Raw genomic sequence first — 17,469 nt, 5'->3', positions numbered from 1 at the left:
GGCTTGCGCAGCACCATCCCGGTGGTGTTGACCGCGATGTCCGCGCCACCGTAGGTGTCCACCGCCGTGTCGAAGAGGTGTCGACCGCCGAGAAGTCGCCCGCGTCGGCCGTCGCGGGCGACGCCTCGGCCGGCCGGGGTGACTTCTCGGGGCGGAGGTCGAGGATGGTGAGCACGCGGTCGACCAGCCCGGCGAGCTCGTCGGGAGGTACGACACCGTCGACGAGGCCGTGCGCGAAGAGGTTCTCCGCGACCTGGACGCCGGAGGGGAAGGGGCGGCCGTTGAGCACCTCGTAGACCTTCGGGCCCAGGAAGCCGAGGAGCGCACCCGGCTCGGCGACGGTGACGTGACCCAGCGATCCCCACGAGGCCATCACGCCGCCGGTCGTGGGGTGGCGCAGGTAGACGAGATAGGGGAGACCGGCCGCCTTGTGGCGGGTGACCGCCTCGGCGATACGCACCATCTGCACGAACGCCGGGGTGCCTTCCTGCATCCGGGTGCCGCCGGAGGCCGGACCGGCCAGTAGCGGCAGTCCTTCGCGCGTCGCCCGCTCCACGGCCGCGATCAGTCGCTCGGCCGATGCCCGCCCGATCGACCCGGCGAGGAACCGGAACTCGGAGAGCACGACGGCCACCCGACGTCCGGCGATCCGGGCCTCCCCGGTGACCACCGACTCGTCCGTGCCTGCCCGCTCCCGGGCCCTCACCAGGTCGGCGGCGTACGCCTCGGGAAGGTCGCCGTATGACGGCGGGGTGTCCCAGGACGTCCAGGTCTCGGCGTCGAGGACGAGGTCGATCAGCTCGGTAGAGGTCAGGCCCATGGTTGCGACCATACCCCGAGTTGGCTCATTGGCTGAGCCTCTGTCCATCTGTGGGCACCTCGAGATGCGAGCCTGTTCGCGCTAACGGCCCCAAACGGCGTACGTCGGGCGTAGTTAACCGGAAAGACACGCTCCTGACCTGCGAAAACCGTTGGTAGGTGGAGGGTGTTCGCTCTATTCTGGTAGCACCCGGTCTCACCGCCGGGCAAAGACACCTGACCTTTGAAGGGCCCACGCATGAGCACGCAGCACTCGACCACCGCCCCGGCGGCCTGGTCGCTGACCGCTGCGCACGAGCGCGACCCTCATGCTCGCGGGAGCCGACAGTGACCTGGGTGCATAGCCGCACCGGATCACTCCGGGCCGCTCCTGCGAGACATGTCTGTCTCGTCGGGGCGGCCCTTTTTGTTTCTGTCCGTTCAGCGCGCGATCTCTATCCGACTCTCCTGGGAGGTAACCGAGTATGACCACGACCATGGGTGCCGTGACCCTGTATAACGCCTCCTTCGAGCCGCTCGGGAGGGTCTCCTTCAAGCACGCCGTGCGGATGCTGTTCCGTGAGGTGGCGGTGGTTCACGAGCAACAGGGCGACAAGATGATCGGGCCACATCCATGGCCCAAGGCGGTGCGGCTGGTCCGCTACATCGCCATGCATTGGATGTATCGGCCGGCCGGCTACTCCCGGGAGGGAGTGCTCAAGCGCGACCAGCACCGTTGCGCCTATTGTGGCGGTCATGCCCGCACCATCGACCACCTGCTGCCACAGTCACGCGGCGGGAGATGGACATGGATGAACACCGTCGCGGCGTGCGGCAGGTGCAACGGCCGCAAGGGCAATCGCACCCCCGAGGAGGCCCACATGGTTCTTCGGATCGAGCCGTACGTCCCGACCCGCGCGCAGCTCGCGGCCATCATCTGAGCTCGATGTGCCGTTTTCTGCCCGCGGGCTGGGCAAATTCGCCGTGTCGACTTGACGCATCATTAATAAGTACGATGGACTAACAAACATGTCCAAGGCGAGACGGCGTACGTTGCGGCCGATCGGGAAATTGCTGCAGGAGGATGCGCGGCGTCATCACCGTTCCCTGGTGCTCCAGCACCTCTTCGCGGTGGGTCCGGCGAGCCGCGCCGACCTGGCTCGCGCCTCCGGTCTGACCCGGGCGACGGTCTCCGACCTGGTCGGCAGCCTGCTCGAGGACGGGTTGGTCGAGGAGCTCGGGGCGCCGGTGGAGAGCCGGGTCGGGAAGCCGCCGATGCTGGTCGGCCTGGCCGCCGACTCCACGCACATCGTGGCCATCGACGTCTCCGGTGACGACCAGGTCGCGGGAGCCGTGCTCAATCTGACCGGCGACGTCGTCCACCGCACCACCCGGTGTCGCGAGGGTCGCACCGGAAGCGACGCGGTGCGGCTCGTGAAGGATCTGGTCACCGCGCTGATCGCGAGCACCGACCGGCCGATCCTGGGCATCGGGATCGGCAGTCCCGGTGTCGTCTCGGCCGACGGCACCGTGATCGCCGCGCCCAACCTGGGCTGGACCGATGTCGCCCTGGCCGAGCAGGTGCGCCGCGAGACCGGCCGGCCGACCTACGTCGCCAACGACGCCAACACGGCCGTGCTGGGGGAGTACACCTTCGGGCAGTCCGGTGACGGCGGCCTGATGCTCGTACGGGTCGGCACCGGTGTGGGTGCGGGGCTCGTGCTCGAGGGGGCGCTGCTCCACGGGTTCGTCGACGCGGCCGGTGAGGTCGGACACGTGACCGTCGACCCCGAGGGCCCGCTCTGCGCGTGCGGCCGCACGGGCTGCCTGGAGACCTTCCTGGCGGTGCCGCGCCTGAGGGAACGTCTGGAAACGGCCCACGACGATGCGCTCGTGGAAGCCGGAGAACACCTTGGAAAGGCATTGGCGCCTGTGGTCGGAACGCTCAACCTTCACGAGCTGGTCCTCTCCGGACCGGCCGATCTGCTCGACGGGACGCTGCGCGAGACCGCCGACCGGATCATCCGCGAGCGGACGATGCCGGTCAGCGGCGAGCCGCTGGAGTTCCGTACGTCGACGCTCGGCGAGGACGTCGTCATCGTCGGCGCGGCGGTGCTCGTCCTCGCCGGTGAGCTGGGGGTGTCGTGATGCCTGAGCCTTCCCTCGAGACGCTGGCGCTGCGCGTCCAGGTGCCCGCCTTCGCCGGAGCGACGCTGCCCGCCGACTACGCCGACCTGCTCCGCGACGGTCTCGGCGGCATCTGCCTGTTCGGCACCAACACGGCGGGCGGCGAGGAGTCCGTACGCAGCCTGTCGACCGAGATCCGGTCCGCATCCGCCAAGGGCGGCTGGACCCCGGTGATCACCATCGACGAGGAAGGCGGTGACGTCACCCGTCTGGAGGCACTCACCGGGTCCTCGGTGCTCGGGGCCGCTGCCCTCGGCGCCGCCGACGACCTGGCGCTCACCGAGGAGACCGGCCGGGCCATCGGGGTGCGGCTGGCCAGGGCGGGCGTCAACCTCGACCTCGCACCCGTGGCGGACGTGAACTCCAACCCCGACAACCCGGTGATCGCGACCCGGTCGTTCTCCCACGACGCCGGCATCGCGGCCAAGCACGTCGCGGCGTGGGTGAAGGGCCTGGAGTCGACCGGGGTCGCCGCGTGCGTCAAGCACTTCCCCGGCCACGGCGACACCGGGCAGGACAGTCATGTCGCCCTTCCTGTTCTCGGGGCCACGATGGAGACCCTGCGTGAGCGTGAGCTGGTCCCGTTCCTGGCGGCCGCCGAGGCCGGAGCCGCCTCGGTGATGACCTCCCACATCGTGGTTCCGGCGCTGGACCCGGAACTTCCCGGCACGCTTTCCGCGCCGGTGCTGGGGCTGCTGCGCGAGCTCGGCTACGAGGGGCCGATCGTCTCCGACGCCCTCGACATGGCGGGTGCCTCGGAGCCGCGCGGGATCCCGGCCGCCGCGGTGCTCTCCCTGAAGGCAGGCGCCGACCTGCTCCTCCTCGGCCCCGAGAAGCCGACCTCGCTGGTCCACGAGACGACCGCCGCGATCGTGGCCGCGGTCGAGTCCGGTGAGCTCGCGCTGGAGCGGCTCCAGGACGCGGTCGCTCGCATCGACCGGTTGCTCGCCGACCTCACCGCTGCGCAGCAGCGGCCCGACGGCGCGCTCGACCCCCGGTTCGAGGAGCGCTCGCTCGAGGGCGCCCGCCGGGCGCTCGCCGCGGCCAGCGACCTCACCGCCCTGCCGGACCTGGCCGGTGCCCGGGTGGTGACCGTCGACACCGCGGCCAACATCGCCGTGGGCGACGTGCCGTGGGGGCTGCCGCCGGACGTGGTCGTCCGGCCCGGCGACCCGCTCCCGGATCTCCCCGACGCACCCCTCATCGTGCAGGTACGCGACGCTCACCGGCGTCCCGAGGTCGGCCGGACCGTCGCCGAGCTCCGGGGGACGGCGGTGCTGGTGGAGTGGGGGTGGCCCGGGACGTACGACGGGACGGGGGTGCCACGACTGTGCCCGCAGGGCTACTCGCTGCCCGGCGTGACGGCCGTGACCGAGGTCCTTCGACGAGCGGGCTGGAACCCTTCGACAAGCGAAGGACACCGCCGGTGAACGGCGCACGGGTCGGCCTCGACATCGGAGGCACCAAGATCCACGGCATCGCGATCGGCGCGGACGGGGCCGTGCTGGCCGAGGACCGCGCCGCCACCACCCTCGGAGCCGAGGGCGTCGTCAAGAGCGCGGCCGCCGTGGTCGCGAGCCTGCGTGAAGCACTCGACGGCGGCGAGATCAGCTCGATCGGCGTCGGCATCCCGGGCATCGTCGACACCCGCGCGGGCACCGTGAAGCACGCGGTCAACCTGGGGCTGGACGGCGACGCCTTCCCGCTCGCGGCACTCCTCGGCGAGCGGACGGGAGCGGTCGTCACGCTCGAGAACGACACCAACGCGGCCACCCTCGGCGCGCACGCGGTCGAGGACGTCGACGACCTGGTCTACCTCTCGCTCGGCACCGGCCTGGCCGCCGGTCTCTACCTGAGCGGCGCGCTCCGCCGCGGCTTCCACGGCGCCGCCGGCGAGGTCGGGCACCTCCCGGTCGACCCGGAGGGCCCGGTGTGCGGGTGCGGCCAGCGTGGCTGCCTCGAGCTGGTCGCCTCGGGTGCCGCGCTCGCGGCCGCCTGGCCGACGTCCTCCGGCCACCCTGCCGCGGCGCTCTTCGCCGCGGCATCCACGGGCGACCCGGCAGCCGTCGAGGTCCGCGACCGGTTCGCCACCGGTGTCGCCGCCGCCGTACGCGCCCTCGCTCTCGCCGTCGACCCCGAGCGCGTCGTCATCGGCGGCGGCGTCGCGTCGGTCGGTGAGCCGCTACGGGAAGCCGTCGCGATCGCGCTCACCAGGCAGGCCGAGAGCTCGCCGTTCCTCGCGTCCCTGGAGCTCGCCTCGCGCCTGCGGGTGGTCTCGGCCGCCCCCGTCGCCGCCATCGGCGCCGCTCTGATCACGCCGATCACCCAGCCGATCACATCGACGATCACAGCGGCGACCGCGCCGACGATCGCCCCGACGAAGGACTGACATGGAAGTAGTTGTCCTCGACACCGCCGCGGAGGTCGCCTCCCTCGCCGCGGACACGATCGAAGAGGTCGTACGCCGCCGGGCTGCCGCCGGCACCCCCGCGGTGCTGGGTCTGGCCACCGGCTCGACGCCGCTGGCGACGTACGAGGAGCTCATCCGCCGCGCCCGGTCAGGGAACGGGCCCTCCTACGAGGGCGTGCGGACGTTCAACCTGGACGAGTACGTCGGCCTCCCTGACGGGCACGAGCAGTCCTATCTGGCGACCATCCGGCGGGAGTTCACCGACGCGATCGGTGTCCCGCCCGAGCGGGTGCACGGCCCCGACCCGACCGAGGAGACGCTGCCGACGGCGGGGGAGCGCTACGAGGCGGCGATCGTGGCCGCGGGCGGGATCGAGGTGCAGATCCTCGGCATCGGCTCCGACGGCCACCTGGCCTTCAACGAGCCCGGCTCCTCGCTGGCCTCGCTGACCCGGATCAAGACCCTCACGGCGAGGACGCGGAAGGACAACGCGCGCTTCTTCGGCTCTCCCGACGCGGTGCCGCGCCACGTACTCACCCAGGGGCTCGGCACCATCACCCGAGCCGGCCACCTCCTGCTCCTCGCCACCGGAGAGGGCAAGGCCGAGGCCATCGCGGCCGCGGTCGAGGGCCCGGTCTCGGCGACCTGCCCGGCCTCCGTGCTCCAGCTTCACGGCCACGTCTCCGTCCTCCTGGACGAGGCCGCCGCCTCCCGCCTCGTACGTCGCGACTACTACCGCGAGGTCTACGCCGGGAAGCCGGACTGGCAGGGGCTCTGAAGCCGGCTCAGAGGCGCGGCCGCTACTTGCTGACGCAGGCCTGGGCGGCGCCCTGGGAGACGTTGCCGTCCTCGCCGAGGGAGCGGACCTGGATGCAGACCTTGGTGGCGCCGTCGAGGCGTACGACCGCCTTGGGGCGGCTCACGCTGCCACTCGTGGCGTTGTCGCCGACCCACTTGTAGCCGGTCGCCCCGGGGACGCCGGACCAGGTGAAGACGGCGCGGTTCCCCTCGAGCGCGCCCTTGACCTTCCCGGGGGCCGCGGGGCCGGTGACGCCGGGGAGGTCGGTCTCGACCGGCGGGGGCGGGACCTCGTCGGGCTTCTCGTCCTCGCCGCCGCGGGAGAGCACGATGCCGATGACGGCAGCGACGAGGAAGAGGACGACCACGCCGATGATCGCGGGTGTCTTGCTGCGGGACTCGGCCGGGCGTGCGCCGGTGAGGACGGACGGGCCCTCCTCCGCGCGCGGGTAGCTGAACCGGGTGCGGTCGGACGAGGCCGAGCTGGGGTCCACCGGTGCCGATGCCAGGGAGGCCGGAGGCTGGGTGATCGGTGCCTGCGCGATGACCTGGGAGGGCGGCTTGAGCTCGGTGGCCTTCTCCAGCTCCGGGTCGGCAGGCGGGGAGGGGAGGTGGGCTCGGCCGGAACCCGTGGTCGGCCCCTCGCCGCGTGAGGCCGGCACCATCGGGACGACCGGGATCGACCCGGTGCCGCCGGCGTCGCGGTCGAGCACCTGCACCTCGGTGCGGCCCAGCCGGAGCTCCTGCTCGATCCGCTGGAAGTGGCGGGCCAGGTCGAGGACGGTCCGCGGCCGGTAGGTCGGGTCCTTCGCCATCGCCTGCTGCAGGACCCGGTCCAGAGACGGAGGTACGTCGGGCCGCCCCGTGGCCGGGGGAGGGGTGTGCAGGATGCGGGAGAAGACAGCACGGTCGGAGTTGTTGCCCCGCTCCGCGAACGGCGAGCGGCCCACGAGCAGGTGCCAGACGGTCGCGGCCAGCGAGTAGACGTCGGAGGCGACCGAGCCGTTGGACGCCGAGGTGAGGACCTCGGGCGGCGACCACGGCAGCGAGACCCCGATGTCGCCCTCGTCGTCGCGCGGACGGCCGGCGATGCCGAAGTCGGCCAGGCCCGGCACGTCGTAGCGGGAGAGCAGGATGTTGGACGGCTTGATGTCGCGGTGGATGATCCCGGCGCGGTGGGCGGTCTCGACGGCGGAGGCCATCTGGATCCCGAAGCGCAGCGCGTCCTGCACCTTCATCGGGTTGTTGCGTACGCGGGCACCGAGGTCGGCGTTGGGGTAGTAGCCCATCACCAGGTAGGGGCGGCCGTCCGGCGTCTCGCCGGCGCTGTGCACCGGCACGATGAACGGGTGCTCGGCCAGCTCGGCCATCACCGCCGCCTCCGCGGCGAACTGCGCCCGCTGCGCCTCGGCGAGGTCGGAGGACCGCATCAGCTTCACCGCGACCCGGACCTTCGGGTGGTGGCGCTCGTAGAGGTAGACGTCGGCGAAGCCGCCGGAGCCGAGCCGGCCCAGGCAGGTCATCCCGGGAAGCTCGGGACCGAGCTCGGGGTGTGGTGTCGCGTTCACCCGAGAACCTCGTAGTTCAGGTTGATCGAACCGGCGAGGCTGACCACGGCGCCGGGCTCCAGCGCGTACTCCTCCATCGGCCGCATCTGCTGCGGACGCCCGCCGGGCAGGGTCAGGTAGGTCCCGTTGGCGGAGCCCAGGTCGCGTACGAGGACCTGCCACTCCTCCAGGCGCACCTCGGTGTGCAGTCGGCTGATGTCGGGCAGCATCACCTTCACCAGATGCGGAGGTACGCCACCCGCCCCCGTGTTGCCGCTGGCATCCGCGCGCGGCGACCGCCCGAACACTGCACCCCGGTCCAGGACGACGATCCGGCCGTCGCCCAGCTTGAGCTGGCCCAGCGCGGGGCGCGGGACCGAGACCGGCTGCTGGTGCGGGGGCAGCGTCATCCGGCAGATGCGGCAGGTCGGCGAGTAGGGCGGTGAGGCGTGGCCCTGCGGGCAGTAGACCGCCCACACCGTCGGCCCGCCCGCGGGCGGCACCGGGGTCGGCGTCGCGACGTCACGGACCCGGGTGGCCATGTCGGAGGGTGGGGTCGGCGCGGCCATCGGGGGAGGCGCCGGAGCGGGCGCGGGCATCGGCGGCGGAGGCGCCGCGGGCGGCATCGCGGGCGGCGGTGACGCCTGCCGGTCCGGCGGACCCCAGGCGTTCGGGTCGGGCTTCTTGGCACCCTTCTTGCGCCACGGCAGCCCGTCGATGATGCCCTTCTTCGACTCGGGCGCGGGCTGGGAGGGCGCCACAGGTGGCGGCGGGACCGGGGCCGGGGGAGGGCTCTGGAACGACGCGGCGCTCGGCATCGCCGGAGGCGGCGCGGCGGGCGGAGGGGCCGCGGCCAGGTCCGAGCGTCGGATCGTGTGGTCCAGCGGCGGCGCCATGGTCGCGTCGACCTGCTGCTGCACCTGGACGTAGTAGTCGGGGTCGAAGACGACGTCGAGCGAGCGGGCGTGGGCGGTGTCGACCAGGGGCTGGTCCTCCTCCATCCCGCCCCAGGCGCCGTTGGCGAGCTCGGCCCGCTCGGGGACGGCGGCGAAGTGGCCGTCGGCCCACTTGCCGACGACATCGATGCCGTCGATGAAGACCGGCACCTCGTTGACGACCGCGGTCACCTTGGCAGGGGAGCGCACGGCGTATCGCACCCGCGGGCCCTCGCGCCCGATCAGCGCGAAGCCCGGGGCTCGCGGCCCGTCGGCGGAGAGCAGCCCGGCGATCGCGTCGACCGGGTGGGGATCGGCCAGCGCGGCCTGGACGCCGCTGACCCGGGGGTCACCCGGTCCGAGCTGGACCAGCGCCCAGCACCGGTCGCCCCGCAACGCCAGCCAGTGCCCAGCACAGTAAGTGGCGGTGTCACTCATGATGCGCCGAGACGTCCGCTTCAGATCGGGCGGAGGCCGACGTCGACACGTCGGTTTCCGCAGGGGCGGCGAAGAGCGAGGGCGGGGGTGTCACGAGTACCACGGTGACATTGTCGCGCCCACCCGAAGCAACCGCGGCGTCCACCAGCCTTTGAGCCAGGTTGTCGATGCTTCCGCCCACTCCGAGGGTCTTCGACACGATCTCGTGGATCTCCTGGTCCTCGAGCTCGCCGGTGAGGCCGTCGGAGCAGAGCAGGAAGATGTCGTCGGGCGCGACGGCCATCAGCCAGGTGTCCGGCTCGGGCCCCGGGAGGGTGCCGAGGGACCGGGTGATGACGTTGCGCAGCGGGTGGACGCGGGCCTCGGCGGCGGTGATCATCCCCGCTTGGACCATGACGGCCACCTCCGAGTGGTCGACGGTCACCTGGGTCGCGCCTGCGGGCGAGAGCCGGTAGACGCGCGAGTCGCCGACGTTGAAGACCAGCCAGTGGGGTGCGCCCTCGGACTCGACCAGCGCGACCCCGGTCAGGGTCGTGCCCATGCCCTGCTTGTCGGAGTTGCGGGCCGCCTCCGAGGTGATCGCCGAGTTGGCGGCGTGCACGGCGTCGACGATGTCCTCGGGAACCGGGCAGATGGTCGCGAAGCGGCTCTGGAACGTCTCCACCGCGAGCGCGCTGGCGACGTCGCCACTGGCGTGACCGCCCATCCCGTCGGCGACGACGGCCACCGCGGGCAGCATGACGAACGAGTCCTCGTTCACTTCGCGGACCCGGCCGACGTCAGTCGCTCCCGCGGCGCGCAGGGCTGGGTATGCGGTCATGCGGTTTCCTTTTATCGGACATCCTGGTCAGGATGCGAAATAGTGACGCTGGAAGCGGACACTTTAGAACATCACGTACGGTATCCGTGAGCGTGTTCACTGAGCCGTGGGCCACGTTTGGCTCATTCGTGTGGCTTCAATCCCGACGCCCGCTTAGAGTAAGCCCGGCCCATGTGTCGGCTGGCCATTTGCACGGAAGGACTTGGGGAGAGTCTTGGTGGCACGTTTCGGGATGGCGCCCGGGTGGATGCGGCGTCATCGGACCTCCATCGCGTCCTGGACCGCTCTTGCGGTGGTTGCGGGCGGTTTGACCGTCTACGCGATCCAGTCGACGGGCTATCCCGTCCACAAGGCCGATCTCGACGACGGCGGCATCTGGGTGACCAACCAGTCCTGGGGCACCCTGGGCCGGCAGAACCGTCCCGTCGCCCAGCTCGACGGCGTCGTCTGGGCCGGCAACGAGGCCGGGTCCAGGTCCGAGCGCGCCGGTCTCGACGTGGTGCAGAACGGCATCGCGGTGGCCTCCGTCGACCGTGACGCCCGCACGATCACGCCGGTCAACACCAAGCTCGCCGAGGGTCGCGACGACGACGCGGTGACCGTGAAGGACAGCCGCGTGGTGATGGGCGGCAACACCATCGGTGTCGCCGAGCAGAAGACCGGCAAGGTCTGGCTCACCTCCGTCGACCCCGCCACCGGTGTCGGTGACCTCTCCGATCTCTCCGCCTCCACGAAGCCCGTCGAGACGGTCGGCGCGGACACGGTCCTCACCGTCGGCACCGACGGGACCGCGTACGCCGTCTCCGCCGGCAAGCGCACGCTGACCGCCTTCGCGCCGGACGGTGACCGGTTCGCGAAGCCCGAGGAGACCAAGCTCCCGAAGGCTCCCGAGTACGCGGAGACCCCGACCTCGGCGACTGTCGTCGGCGACGAGGTGATCACCCTCGACGGCGTCGGCTGGCTGCTCGGCGCCTCCAAGGGCTCCGACGTGGCCCAGGACTTCGGCGACACCGCGGAGAGCGCGGTGCTCCAGCAGCCCTCCGCCAAGGCCAAGGACGTCCTCGTCGGCGACGGGGAGGGCCTCAAGGCCGTCGACCTGCGCAACGGCGAGATCCGCCGTATCGCCGAGTCGGCCGGCGACCCCGCGGCCCCGGTGCGGCTGCGCGACTGCGTCTTCGGTGCCTGGGCCAACGGCTCGACCGGATCGGTGGTGACCCAGTGCGGCGAGGGCGAGCCGGTCCTGGGTGAGATCCCGACGCTCGGCCCGGCCGCCGAGCTGGAGTTCCGGGTCAACCGCGGCCAGTTGGTGCTCAACGACCTGCGCAACGGCGATGTCTGGGAGATCGACGGCGCCGACATCAAGAAGATCTCCAACTGGGAGGCGTTCCAGCCGCAGACCCAGAAGCAGAACCAGAAGAAGGACAAGCAACAGCAGCAGACCAAGGCCGCCCAGGCCCCGAAGGCCAAGGACGACCAGCTGGGAGCCCGAGCCGGCCGCACCACGGTCCTGCACGTCCTCGACAACGACTCCTCGGCCAAGGACTCGATCCTGAGCGTGGTCTCGGTCGGCAAGGCCTCCGTCAAGGGCGTCGAGGCCACCATCGCCCCCGACCGGCAGTCGATCCTGGTCACCACGCCGGAGTCGGCCGAGGGCAAGAGGACCAGCTTCAAATACACCGTCGACGACGGGATCAAGGGAAAGGCCGGGCAGGACGACGCCAGCGTCGAGCTCTCCATCGAGGGCTCCGGTGGCACCGGCAAGCCGACCCTGCGCGAGCACTACACGCCGACCGACTACACCGTCGCCGCCGGCGGCACCGTGGAGATCCCGGTGGTCGGTGACTGGCGCGACGAGCGCTACGGCGACCCGATCACCGCACAGTCCCCGACCGCGTCCAAGGGCAAGGCGAGCGTGACACCGGACGGCCTGATCCGCTACACCGCGGCCACGGACGCCACCGGCAACGAGAGCCTCGGCTACCAGGTCAGCACCGGTGGCAAGCCGTCGAAGGACAAGGTACGCATCAACATCGTCGCGGGGGCCACCACCGCATCCCCGGAGCCGAAGGACGACGTCGCCGAGGGCACCCAGGGCTCCTGGGTGACGATCCGTCCGCTCGACAACGACATCCCCGGAGCCGACCCGTCCAACCTCGATGCGAGCCTCACCCTTGCCGGTGACGTCCCGCCGAAGGGTGGCCTCGAGGTGAGCACCGACCGGGAGACCGGCGTGGTGCGGGCCCGCGGAAGCTCGCCGGGCACCTACCAGCTCAGCTACAACGCCGGGTTCGGGGCGGCCAAGCCCGCCTCCGCGAAGATCCGTGTCGACGTGAAACCCGCCGCCCAGGCCGCGGACGAGCCGATCGCGACGCCCGACACCACCGCCGTGCTCGGCACCTCGACCCGCACCCTCGACGTCCTCGCCAACGACTACGACTCCCGGGGCCGGCTCCTCGCCGTGACCCATGCCGAGCCGGTCGGTGACAGCGATCTGACGGTCGCGGTGCTCGACGGCCGCTGGCTGCGTATCCAGGCGTCCAAGCCCGACATCGACCCGTCCACCCAGGCCATCCGCTACACCATCAGCAACGGCGCGGCCGAGGCCGAGGGGTCGGTGACGGTGAGCCAGCGCCCGGCGCTGCGTGGCGCCGAGAACGCCCCCGAGGCGGTGGACGACGAGGCCACGGTGAGGGCCGCCGACTCGGTCTCGATCCCGGTACTCGACAACGACTCCACGCCGAGCGGCGACCCGGTCGGTCTGGTCGTCGACCAGACCATCGAGACCAAGGGCCAGCTGCAGGTGCTGGGCCAGCCGACGGTCGGCGAGGCCTACATCGACGGCAACCGGGTCCGCTACGTCGCCCCCGACGATGTGAAGGGTCCGGTCGACGTCGACGTCCGCTACGTCGTGCAGAACACCGGGGACCCCTCCGCGGAGCACTCCTCGGGCAACATCCGCATCCACATCAAGCCGCTGCCGAAGAAGAAGGCCGACAACTCCGCGCCCGCGCCGAAGGCGCTGGAGTCGCGGGTGGTCCAGGGTGACGAGGTGACCTTGCGGCTGCCGACGGTCGGCACGGACCCCGACGGCGACTCGGTCTCGGTGACCAGGATCAACAGCGCGCCGTCCTTCGGGCGGGTGCTGGCCCACGGCGCCAACACGATCACCTACCAGGCGTTCCCCAACGCGGCCGGCACCGACGAGTTCACCTACGAGGTCAGCGACCCGTTCGGTGCCGTCGCGACCGGCACGGTGCGCGTCGCCGTGGTCGCGCCGGGTGCACCGCAGCGCCCGGTCGCCGTCGACGACCTGGTCACGCTCGACCCCGCCAAGAAGCTGACCTACGACGTGCTCGCCAACGACCTGCGTACGCCGGGGACGGAGCTGCACCTGGCCTCGACCGACGCGGCGGAGGGCTCGAACGTCAAGCAGCGCTCCGACGGCATCGTCACGGTCCAGGGAGGCTCCGAGGAGCCCTTCCAGCACATCCCCTATCGCGCCACCACCGGACTCCACGAGGACACCGGCGAGCTCGCGATCCGTTATCAGGAGGGCTACGACAACCCGCCGATGGCGGGGATCGTGGTGGCCCACCCGGAGGGCGACTCGTCGACCACGACCGTCGACGTGATGTCCAAGGTGACCGACATCGACGACGCGCTCGAGGACCTCACCGTCGACGCGGTCAAGGGTCCCTCGGTCGGCGAGGACGAGGCGAAGCCGAAGATCGACGACGGCAAGGTGACCCTGCCGGTGGGTGACACGACCCGGGTGTGGACCTACCGGGTCACCGACCCCGACGGTGCCCAGGCGGTCGGCTCGATCTACGTCCCCGCCCGTCCCAAGGACGCCCCCTACCTCAAGCCCGGCTCCGAGCTCCAGCTGAACCCCGGCGAGACGAAGAACGTCGACATCACCGACTACGTCGAGGACCCCGAGGGCGACCCGGTCGTGCTGACCACGACCGACAAGATCGTGGCCGCGCCCGAGGGCATGCTCAACACCGGTGACACCACCGCGACGACCGTGAAGGTCACCGCCGGTGAGACCAAGGGCCCGGCGACCCTGACCTTCGAGGTCGCCGACCGCGAGAAGATCACCTCCGCGGACGCCCACCTCTCGGTGATCTCCCTGCCGGTGCAGATCGGCAAGGAGGAGCCGGAGATCAACTGTCCGAGCACCCCGGTGGAGGTCCCGGAGAGCGGCAACGGCGCGCTGGTCGACATCGCCGCCATCTGCCACGTGTGGACCGCCGACCCGGGTGACGCCGACGATCTCGACTTCACCGCCGAGGTCGGCGACGGGCTCGACGGCGTCGAGGTCGAGCCGGAGGACGGCGGCCTGCGACTCACCGCCGAGCACGCCGACGCCGGTGCCCAGGGTGCCCTGGAGATCGGGGTGGAGGGCACCGACGCGACCGGCCAGCTCCTGGTCACCGTCATCGCGCTGCCGGCGCCGTCGCTCTCGCCGATCAAGCCGCTGCAGACCGAGGCCGGGAAGACGGTCGCGATCGACATGGCCAGCTATCTGCAGACACCGGTGCCGTCGGAGTCGCAGGAGATCGTGGTCACCAAGCTCGACCCGGTCGACGGCGACTCGCCCGACATGGGCAAGGTCAGCGGCTCGAAGATCACCTTCAACACCCCCGAGGAGGGGCACGGCCACTATCGCTACGCGATCGAGGTCAGCGACTCCGGCAAGGACTCCAAGCGGGTGAAGGCCACCGGCGTCATCGAGGTGGACGTCATCGACGTCCCGGGCGCGCCGACGGGGCTGCGTACGACCTCCGACTTCCTCTCCAACGTGGTCGCGCTGTCGTGGAACGCGCCCAAGGACAACGGCGACGACCCGATCCAGCGCTACGAGGTGGAGGCCAACGGCGACCACGTCCAGGACTGCCCGTCGACCTCATGCCGGATCACCGGGCTGAAGAACGGCGTCGTCTACGACTTCCGCGTGCGCGCGGTGAACTCCGTCGGTCCGAGCCGTGAGTGGAGCAACTCGGCCGAGGGTGAGCCCGACGCCTACACCGGTCCGGTGCAGAACCTCCGCGTCACCCGCCAGCGCGACCACAAGGTCGAGCTGAGCTGGAGCAAGCCGGCGCCGTGCGACTGCTCCGACGTGCAGAAATACCGGATCAGCTGGCCCGGCGGCGGCATCAAGGACATCTCCGCAGGTCAGACCACCTATCCGGCGGCGGTCAGCTCCAACGGCGACCCCGTGCAGTTCACGGTCGTGCCGCTCAACGACAAGGGCGTGAAGACCAACAAGGGTCCGACCGCGACCGTCGAAGGGATGGGTGCAGGCAAGCCGGACACTCCGGCGACCCCGACCTTCGAGTTCGCCAACACGGCCAACAACTCCGGCAAGACCGTGACGGTCTCGTGGAGCCCGGTCGCGCCGAACGGTCCTGCCCCGGTCACCTACGAGGTACGCCGCACCGGCGGCACCGGCGAGAAGATCGTCTGCTCCTGGGTGACCGAGACCAGCTGCCGCGACGACGTCACCAACGACGGCACGATCTACACCTACGCCGTCCGGGCCCGCAACGCGGAAGCGACCTCGCCTCGGGAGACCACGTCCGGCGGTTCGCCGGAGGCGCACATCTCCAGCTACTCCGCGGGTGGCAAGGTCGAGGCGGCGGCGACCCCCGACGCCGTCTCGTTCGCCAGTGCGACCCCGACCGGGGCCAACGGCACCGCGGAGATCGTGTTCACGCCGCGGGCCTCGCACGGCAAGACCAACCGGGTCGAGTGCGTGCGCAACGGCTCCTCGTGCGGCAGCTGGACCTACCCGCCGGAGGGCGCGGGCCAGCAGACCAAGACGATCACCGGCTTCACCAACGGCAACTCGACGCAGGTGCAGCTGCGGGCCTGCAACGACTCCTCCGGCGGCTCTGGCGCGGGCGACTCCTGCGGCCCCTCGACGTCGAAGAACGTGACCACCTACGGCCCGCTGGGCACGCCGTCGATCTCGGCGAGCGTCGACGGGAACAAGGTCAACTGGCGGGTCAGCTACAACCCCAACGGCAAGGCCGCGACCGTCACGGTCAAGCGTGGCGGCACGCAGGTGGAGCAGTTCACCACGGGCACCGGCGCGGGAAGCCGGTCGGGCACGGACACCGCGCCCAACTGGGACACGTCCTACACCTACACCGTGACCATCAGCGACTCGGGCCGGGCCAGCAAGTCCGACTCGGTCACGGTGCGGACCGACCCGCCGCCCGACCCGATCCTCGAGGTGAACAAGGCCGGCGAGTGCTCGGGCTCCGCATGCCCCGAGCCGGACGTGGCCTGTGGTGGCACGTGCTGGTACGTCGGCTCGACCATCACCGACCTCGCCTTCCCGGGCAAGACCTGGGAGTGCAGCACCAACGCCACCACCTCGCGGTGGAACGTCACCATCGGGAGCAACGGCAAGGGCTCGGGCAGCGGCCGCGGCTGGGTCGGCGCCAACACCCCGTTCCGGGTGACCTGCACGACCAACGGGCGACCCACTCTTTCGAAGAACGTTACGTGGTAGGAGACAAGAAATGACCGTCACGCACGAGCAAGCGCGCTGGTTCCACGAGACCTTCGAGAAGCTTGCCGACAACGTCGAGAAGGCAGTGCTCGGCAAGCGCAACGTGATCCGCCTGGTGCTGACCGCGCTGCTCTCCGAGGGCCATCTCCTCCTCGAGGACTACCCGGGCACCGGTAAGACCCAGCTCGCCCGCGCCCTGGCCAACACCGTCCAGGGCTCGCACGCGCGCATCCAGTTCACGCCCGACCTCCTTCCGTCCGACGTCACCGGTGTGACCGTCTACGACCAGGGCAAGGGCGCCTTCGAGTTCCACCCGGGCCCGATCTTCCACTCGATCGTGCTCGCCGACGAGATCAACCGGGCCTCCCCGAAGACCCAGTCGGCGCTGCTCGAGGTCATGGAGGAGGGCCGGGTCACCGTCGACGGCGCCACCCGCGAGGTCGGCCGCCCGTTCATGGTGATCGCGACCCAGAACCCGATCGAGCAGGCCGGGACGTACCGGTTGCCCGAGGCGCAGCTGGACCGCTTCCTGATGAAGACCTCGGTCGGCTACCCCGACCAGAACGCCACCGTCGAGCTGCTGATGAACTCCTCGGTCCGCGACCGCGCCACCCTGGTCACCCCGATCATCACCGCCCCGACCGTCACCCAGATGGCCGAGATGGCCGACCAGGTCTACATCGACCCGGCGATCGTCGCCTACGTCTCCGCGCTGATCGACGAGTCCCGTCGCCACAAGCACGTACGCCTCGGCGCCTCCATGCGTGGCTGCCTCGCCCTGGTGCGCACGGCCAAGGTGTGGGCGCTCGCCGAGGGCCGCTCGCAGGTTCTGCCCGACGACGTCAAGGCGCTCGCCGAGCCGGTGCTCTGCCACCGCCTGATCCTCGACCCGGAGGCCATGTTCAACGGCGTCACGGTCGAGGACGTCATCGGCGACCTGCTCACCTCGGTCCCGGCTCCGCAGGAGCGGGTGGCGTGACCTCGCTGGTCGAGCCGCCGGAGCCGCTAGGCGG

11 protein-coding genes are annotated in these 17,469 nt (G+C 71.1%); 7 read left to right on the top strand and 4 right to left on the bottom strand.

What is annotated here, in order from left to right:
* The coding region (locus ACFVDI_RS09825; protein WP_378903599.1) for a carboxyl transferase domain-containing protein at window positions 1–820 on the bottom strand (820 nt) is incomplete at its 3' end.
* A 463-nt stretch (window positions 821–1,283) separates the two neighbouring features.
* On the opposite strand from ACFVDI_RS09825, the gene ACFVDI_RS09820 reads away from it, so the two are divergent.
* The 5 genes from ACFVDI_RS09820 to nagB all read left to right on the top strand — a co-directional run bounded on the left by ACFVDI_RS09820 (window position 1,284) and on the right by nagB (window position 6,173).
* Window positions 1,284–1,739 (top strand): HNH endonuclease, encoded by a 456-nt coding sequence (locus tag ACFVDI_RS09820; RefSeq protein WP_355017629.1) that lies wholly within the window; start codon window positions 1,284–1,286, stop codon window positions 1,737–1,739.
* Between the two features lie 88 nt (window positions 1,740–1,827).
* Entirely contained in the window at window positions 1,828–2,946 is a 1,119-nt protein-coding gene (locus ACFVDI_RS09815; RefSeq protein ID WP_378903596.1) for an ROK family protein, read from the top strand.
* On the top strand, window positions 2,946–4,415 hold the full coding sequence (locus ACFVDI_RS09810) for a glycoside hydrolase family 3 N-terminal domain-containing protein (RefSeq protein WP_378903593.1): 1,470 nt from the start codon (window positions 2,946–2,948) through the stop codon (window positions 4,413–4,415). The genes ACFVDI_RS09815 and ACFVDI_RS09810 overlap by 1 nt, the downstream gene beginning before the upstream one ends.
* The gene (locus ACFVDI_RS09805) at window positions 4,412–5,374 is read left to right on the top strand and encodes an ROK family protein (RefSeq protein ID WP_378903590.1); all 963 of its coding nucleotides are present in this window, start codon (window positions 4,412–4,414) and stop codon (window positions 5,372–5,374) included. Before ACFVDI_RS09810 ends, ACFVDI_RS09805 begins: the two co-directional genes overlap by 4 nt.
* 1 nt (window position 5,375) lies before the next feature.
* Complete coding sequence (gene nagB, locus ACFVDI_RS09800) at window positions 5,376–6,173, top strand: glucosamine-6-phosphate deaminase (RefSeq protein ID WP_378903587.1); 798 nt, start codon at window positions 5,376–5,378, stop codon at window positions 6,171–6,173.
* 22 nt (window positions 6,174–6,195) lie between these two features.
* Here nagB and ACFVDI_RS09795 read toward each other — a convergent pair whose 3' ends face one another.
* From ACFVDI_RS09795 to ACFVDI_RS09785, 3 genes are read right to left on the bottom strand one after another with little or no spacing between them, the layout of a single operon-like run.
* The gene (locus ACFVDI_RS09795) at window positions 6,196–7,761 is read right to left on the bottom strand and encodes a protein kinase (RefSeq protein ID WP_378903584.1); all 1,566 of its coding nucleotides are present in this window, start codon (window positions 7,759–7,761) and stop codon (window positions 6,196–6,198) included.
* Window positions 7,758–9,113: an FHA domain-containing protein gene (locus ACFVDI_RS09790; RefSeq protein ID WP_378903581.1), complete on the bottom strand. Its 1,356-nt coding sequence runs from the start codon at window positions 9,111–9,113 to the stop codon at window positions 7,758–7,760. Before ACFVDI_RS09790 ends, ACFVDI_RS09795 begins: the two co-directional genes overlap by 4 nt.
* A complete protein-coding gene (locus tag ACFVDI_RS09785) occupies window positions 9,106–9,933 on the bottom strand; it encodes a PP2C family protein-serine/threonine phosphatase (protein ID WP_378903578.1) in 828 nt (275 codons plus the stop codon). Before ACFVDI_RS09785 ends, ACFVDI_RS09790 begins: the two co-directional genes overlap by 8 nt.
* 307 nt (window positions 9,934–10,240) lie before the next feature.
* Between ACFVDI_RS09785 and ACFVDI_RS09780 the strand changes: the two genes are divergently transcribed.
* Together ACFVDI_RS09780 and ACFVDI_RS09775 are read left to right on the top strand one after the other, a co-directional pair.
* Entirely contained in the window at window positions 10,241–16,456 is a 6,216-nt protein-coding gene (locus ACFVDI_RS09780; RefSeq protein WP_378903575.1) for an Ig-like domain-containing protein, read from the top strand.
* Window positions 16,457–16,466: 10 nt separating this feature from the next.
* Window positions 16,467–17,435: an AAA family ATPase gene (locus tag ACFVDI_RS09775; RefSeq protein WP_378903572.1), complete on the top strand. Its 969-nt coding sequence runs from the start codon at window positions 16,467–16,469 to the stop codon at window positions 17,433–17,435.
* The last annotated feature ends 34 nt before the right edge of the window (window positions 17,436–17,469 follow it).

It is taken from the genome of Nocardioides sp. NPDC057767 (genome assembly GCF_042798275.1).
Taxonomy (GTDB): Bacteria; Actinomycetota; Actinomycetes; order Propionibacteriales; family Nocardioidaceae; genus Nocardioides.
Note: the sequence above shows the minus strand (reverse complement) of the source record. Positions and strands in the feature narration are given on the sequence as shown.

Excerpts from the sequence above, each read along its gene's own strand:
- ACFVDI_RS09790 (WP_378903581.1), bottom strand. The coding sequence starts at position 9,113 with ATGAGTGACACCGCCACTTACTGTGCTGGGCACTGGCTGGCGTTGCGG.
- ACFVDI_RS09775 (WP_378903572.1), top strand. The coding sequence starts at position 16,467 with ATGACCGTCACGCACGAGCAAGCGCGCTGGTTCCACGAGACCTTCGAG.
- nagB (WP_378903587.1), top strand. The coding sequence starts at position 5,376 with ATGGAAGTAGTTGTCCTCGACACCGCCGCGGAGGTCGCCTCCCTCGCC.
- ACFVDI_RS09815 (WP_378903596.1), top strand. The coding sequence starts at position 1,828 with ATGTCCAAGGCGAGACGGCGTACGTTGCGGCCGATCGGGAAATTGCTG.
- ACFVDI_RS09810 (WP_378903593.1), top strand. The coding sequence starts at position 2,946 with ATGCCTGAGCCTTCCCTCGAGACGCTGGCGCTGCGCGTCCAGGTGCCC.
- ACFVDI_RS09820 (WP_355017629.1), top strand. The coding sequence starts at position 1,284 with ATGACCACGACCATGGGTGCCGTGACCCTGTATAACGCCTCCTTCGAG.
- ACFVDI_RS09785 (WP_378903578.1), bottom strand. The coding sequence starts at position 9,933 with ATGACCGCATACCCAGCCCTGCGCGCCGCGGGAGCGACTGACGTCGGC.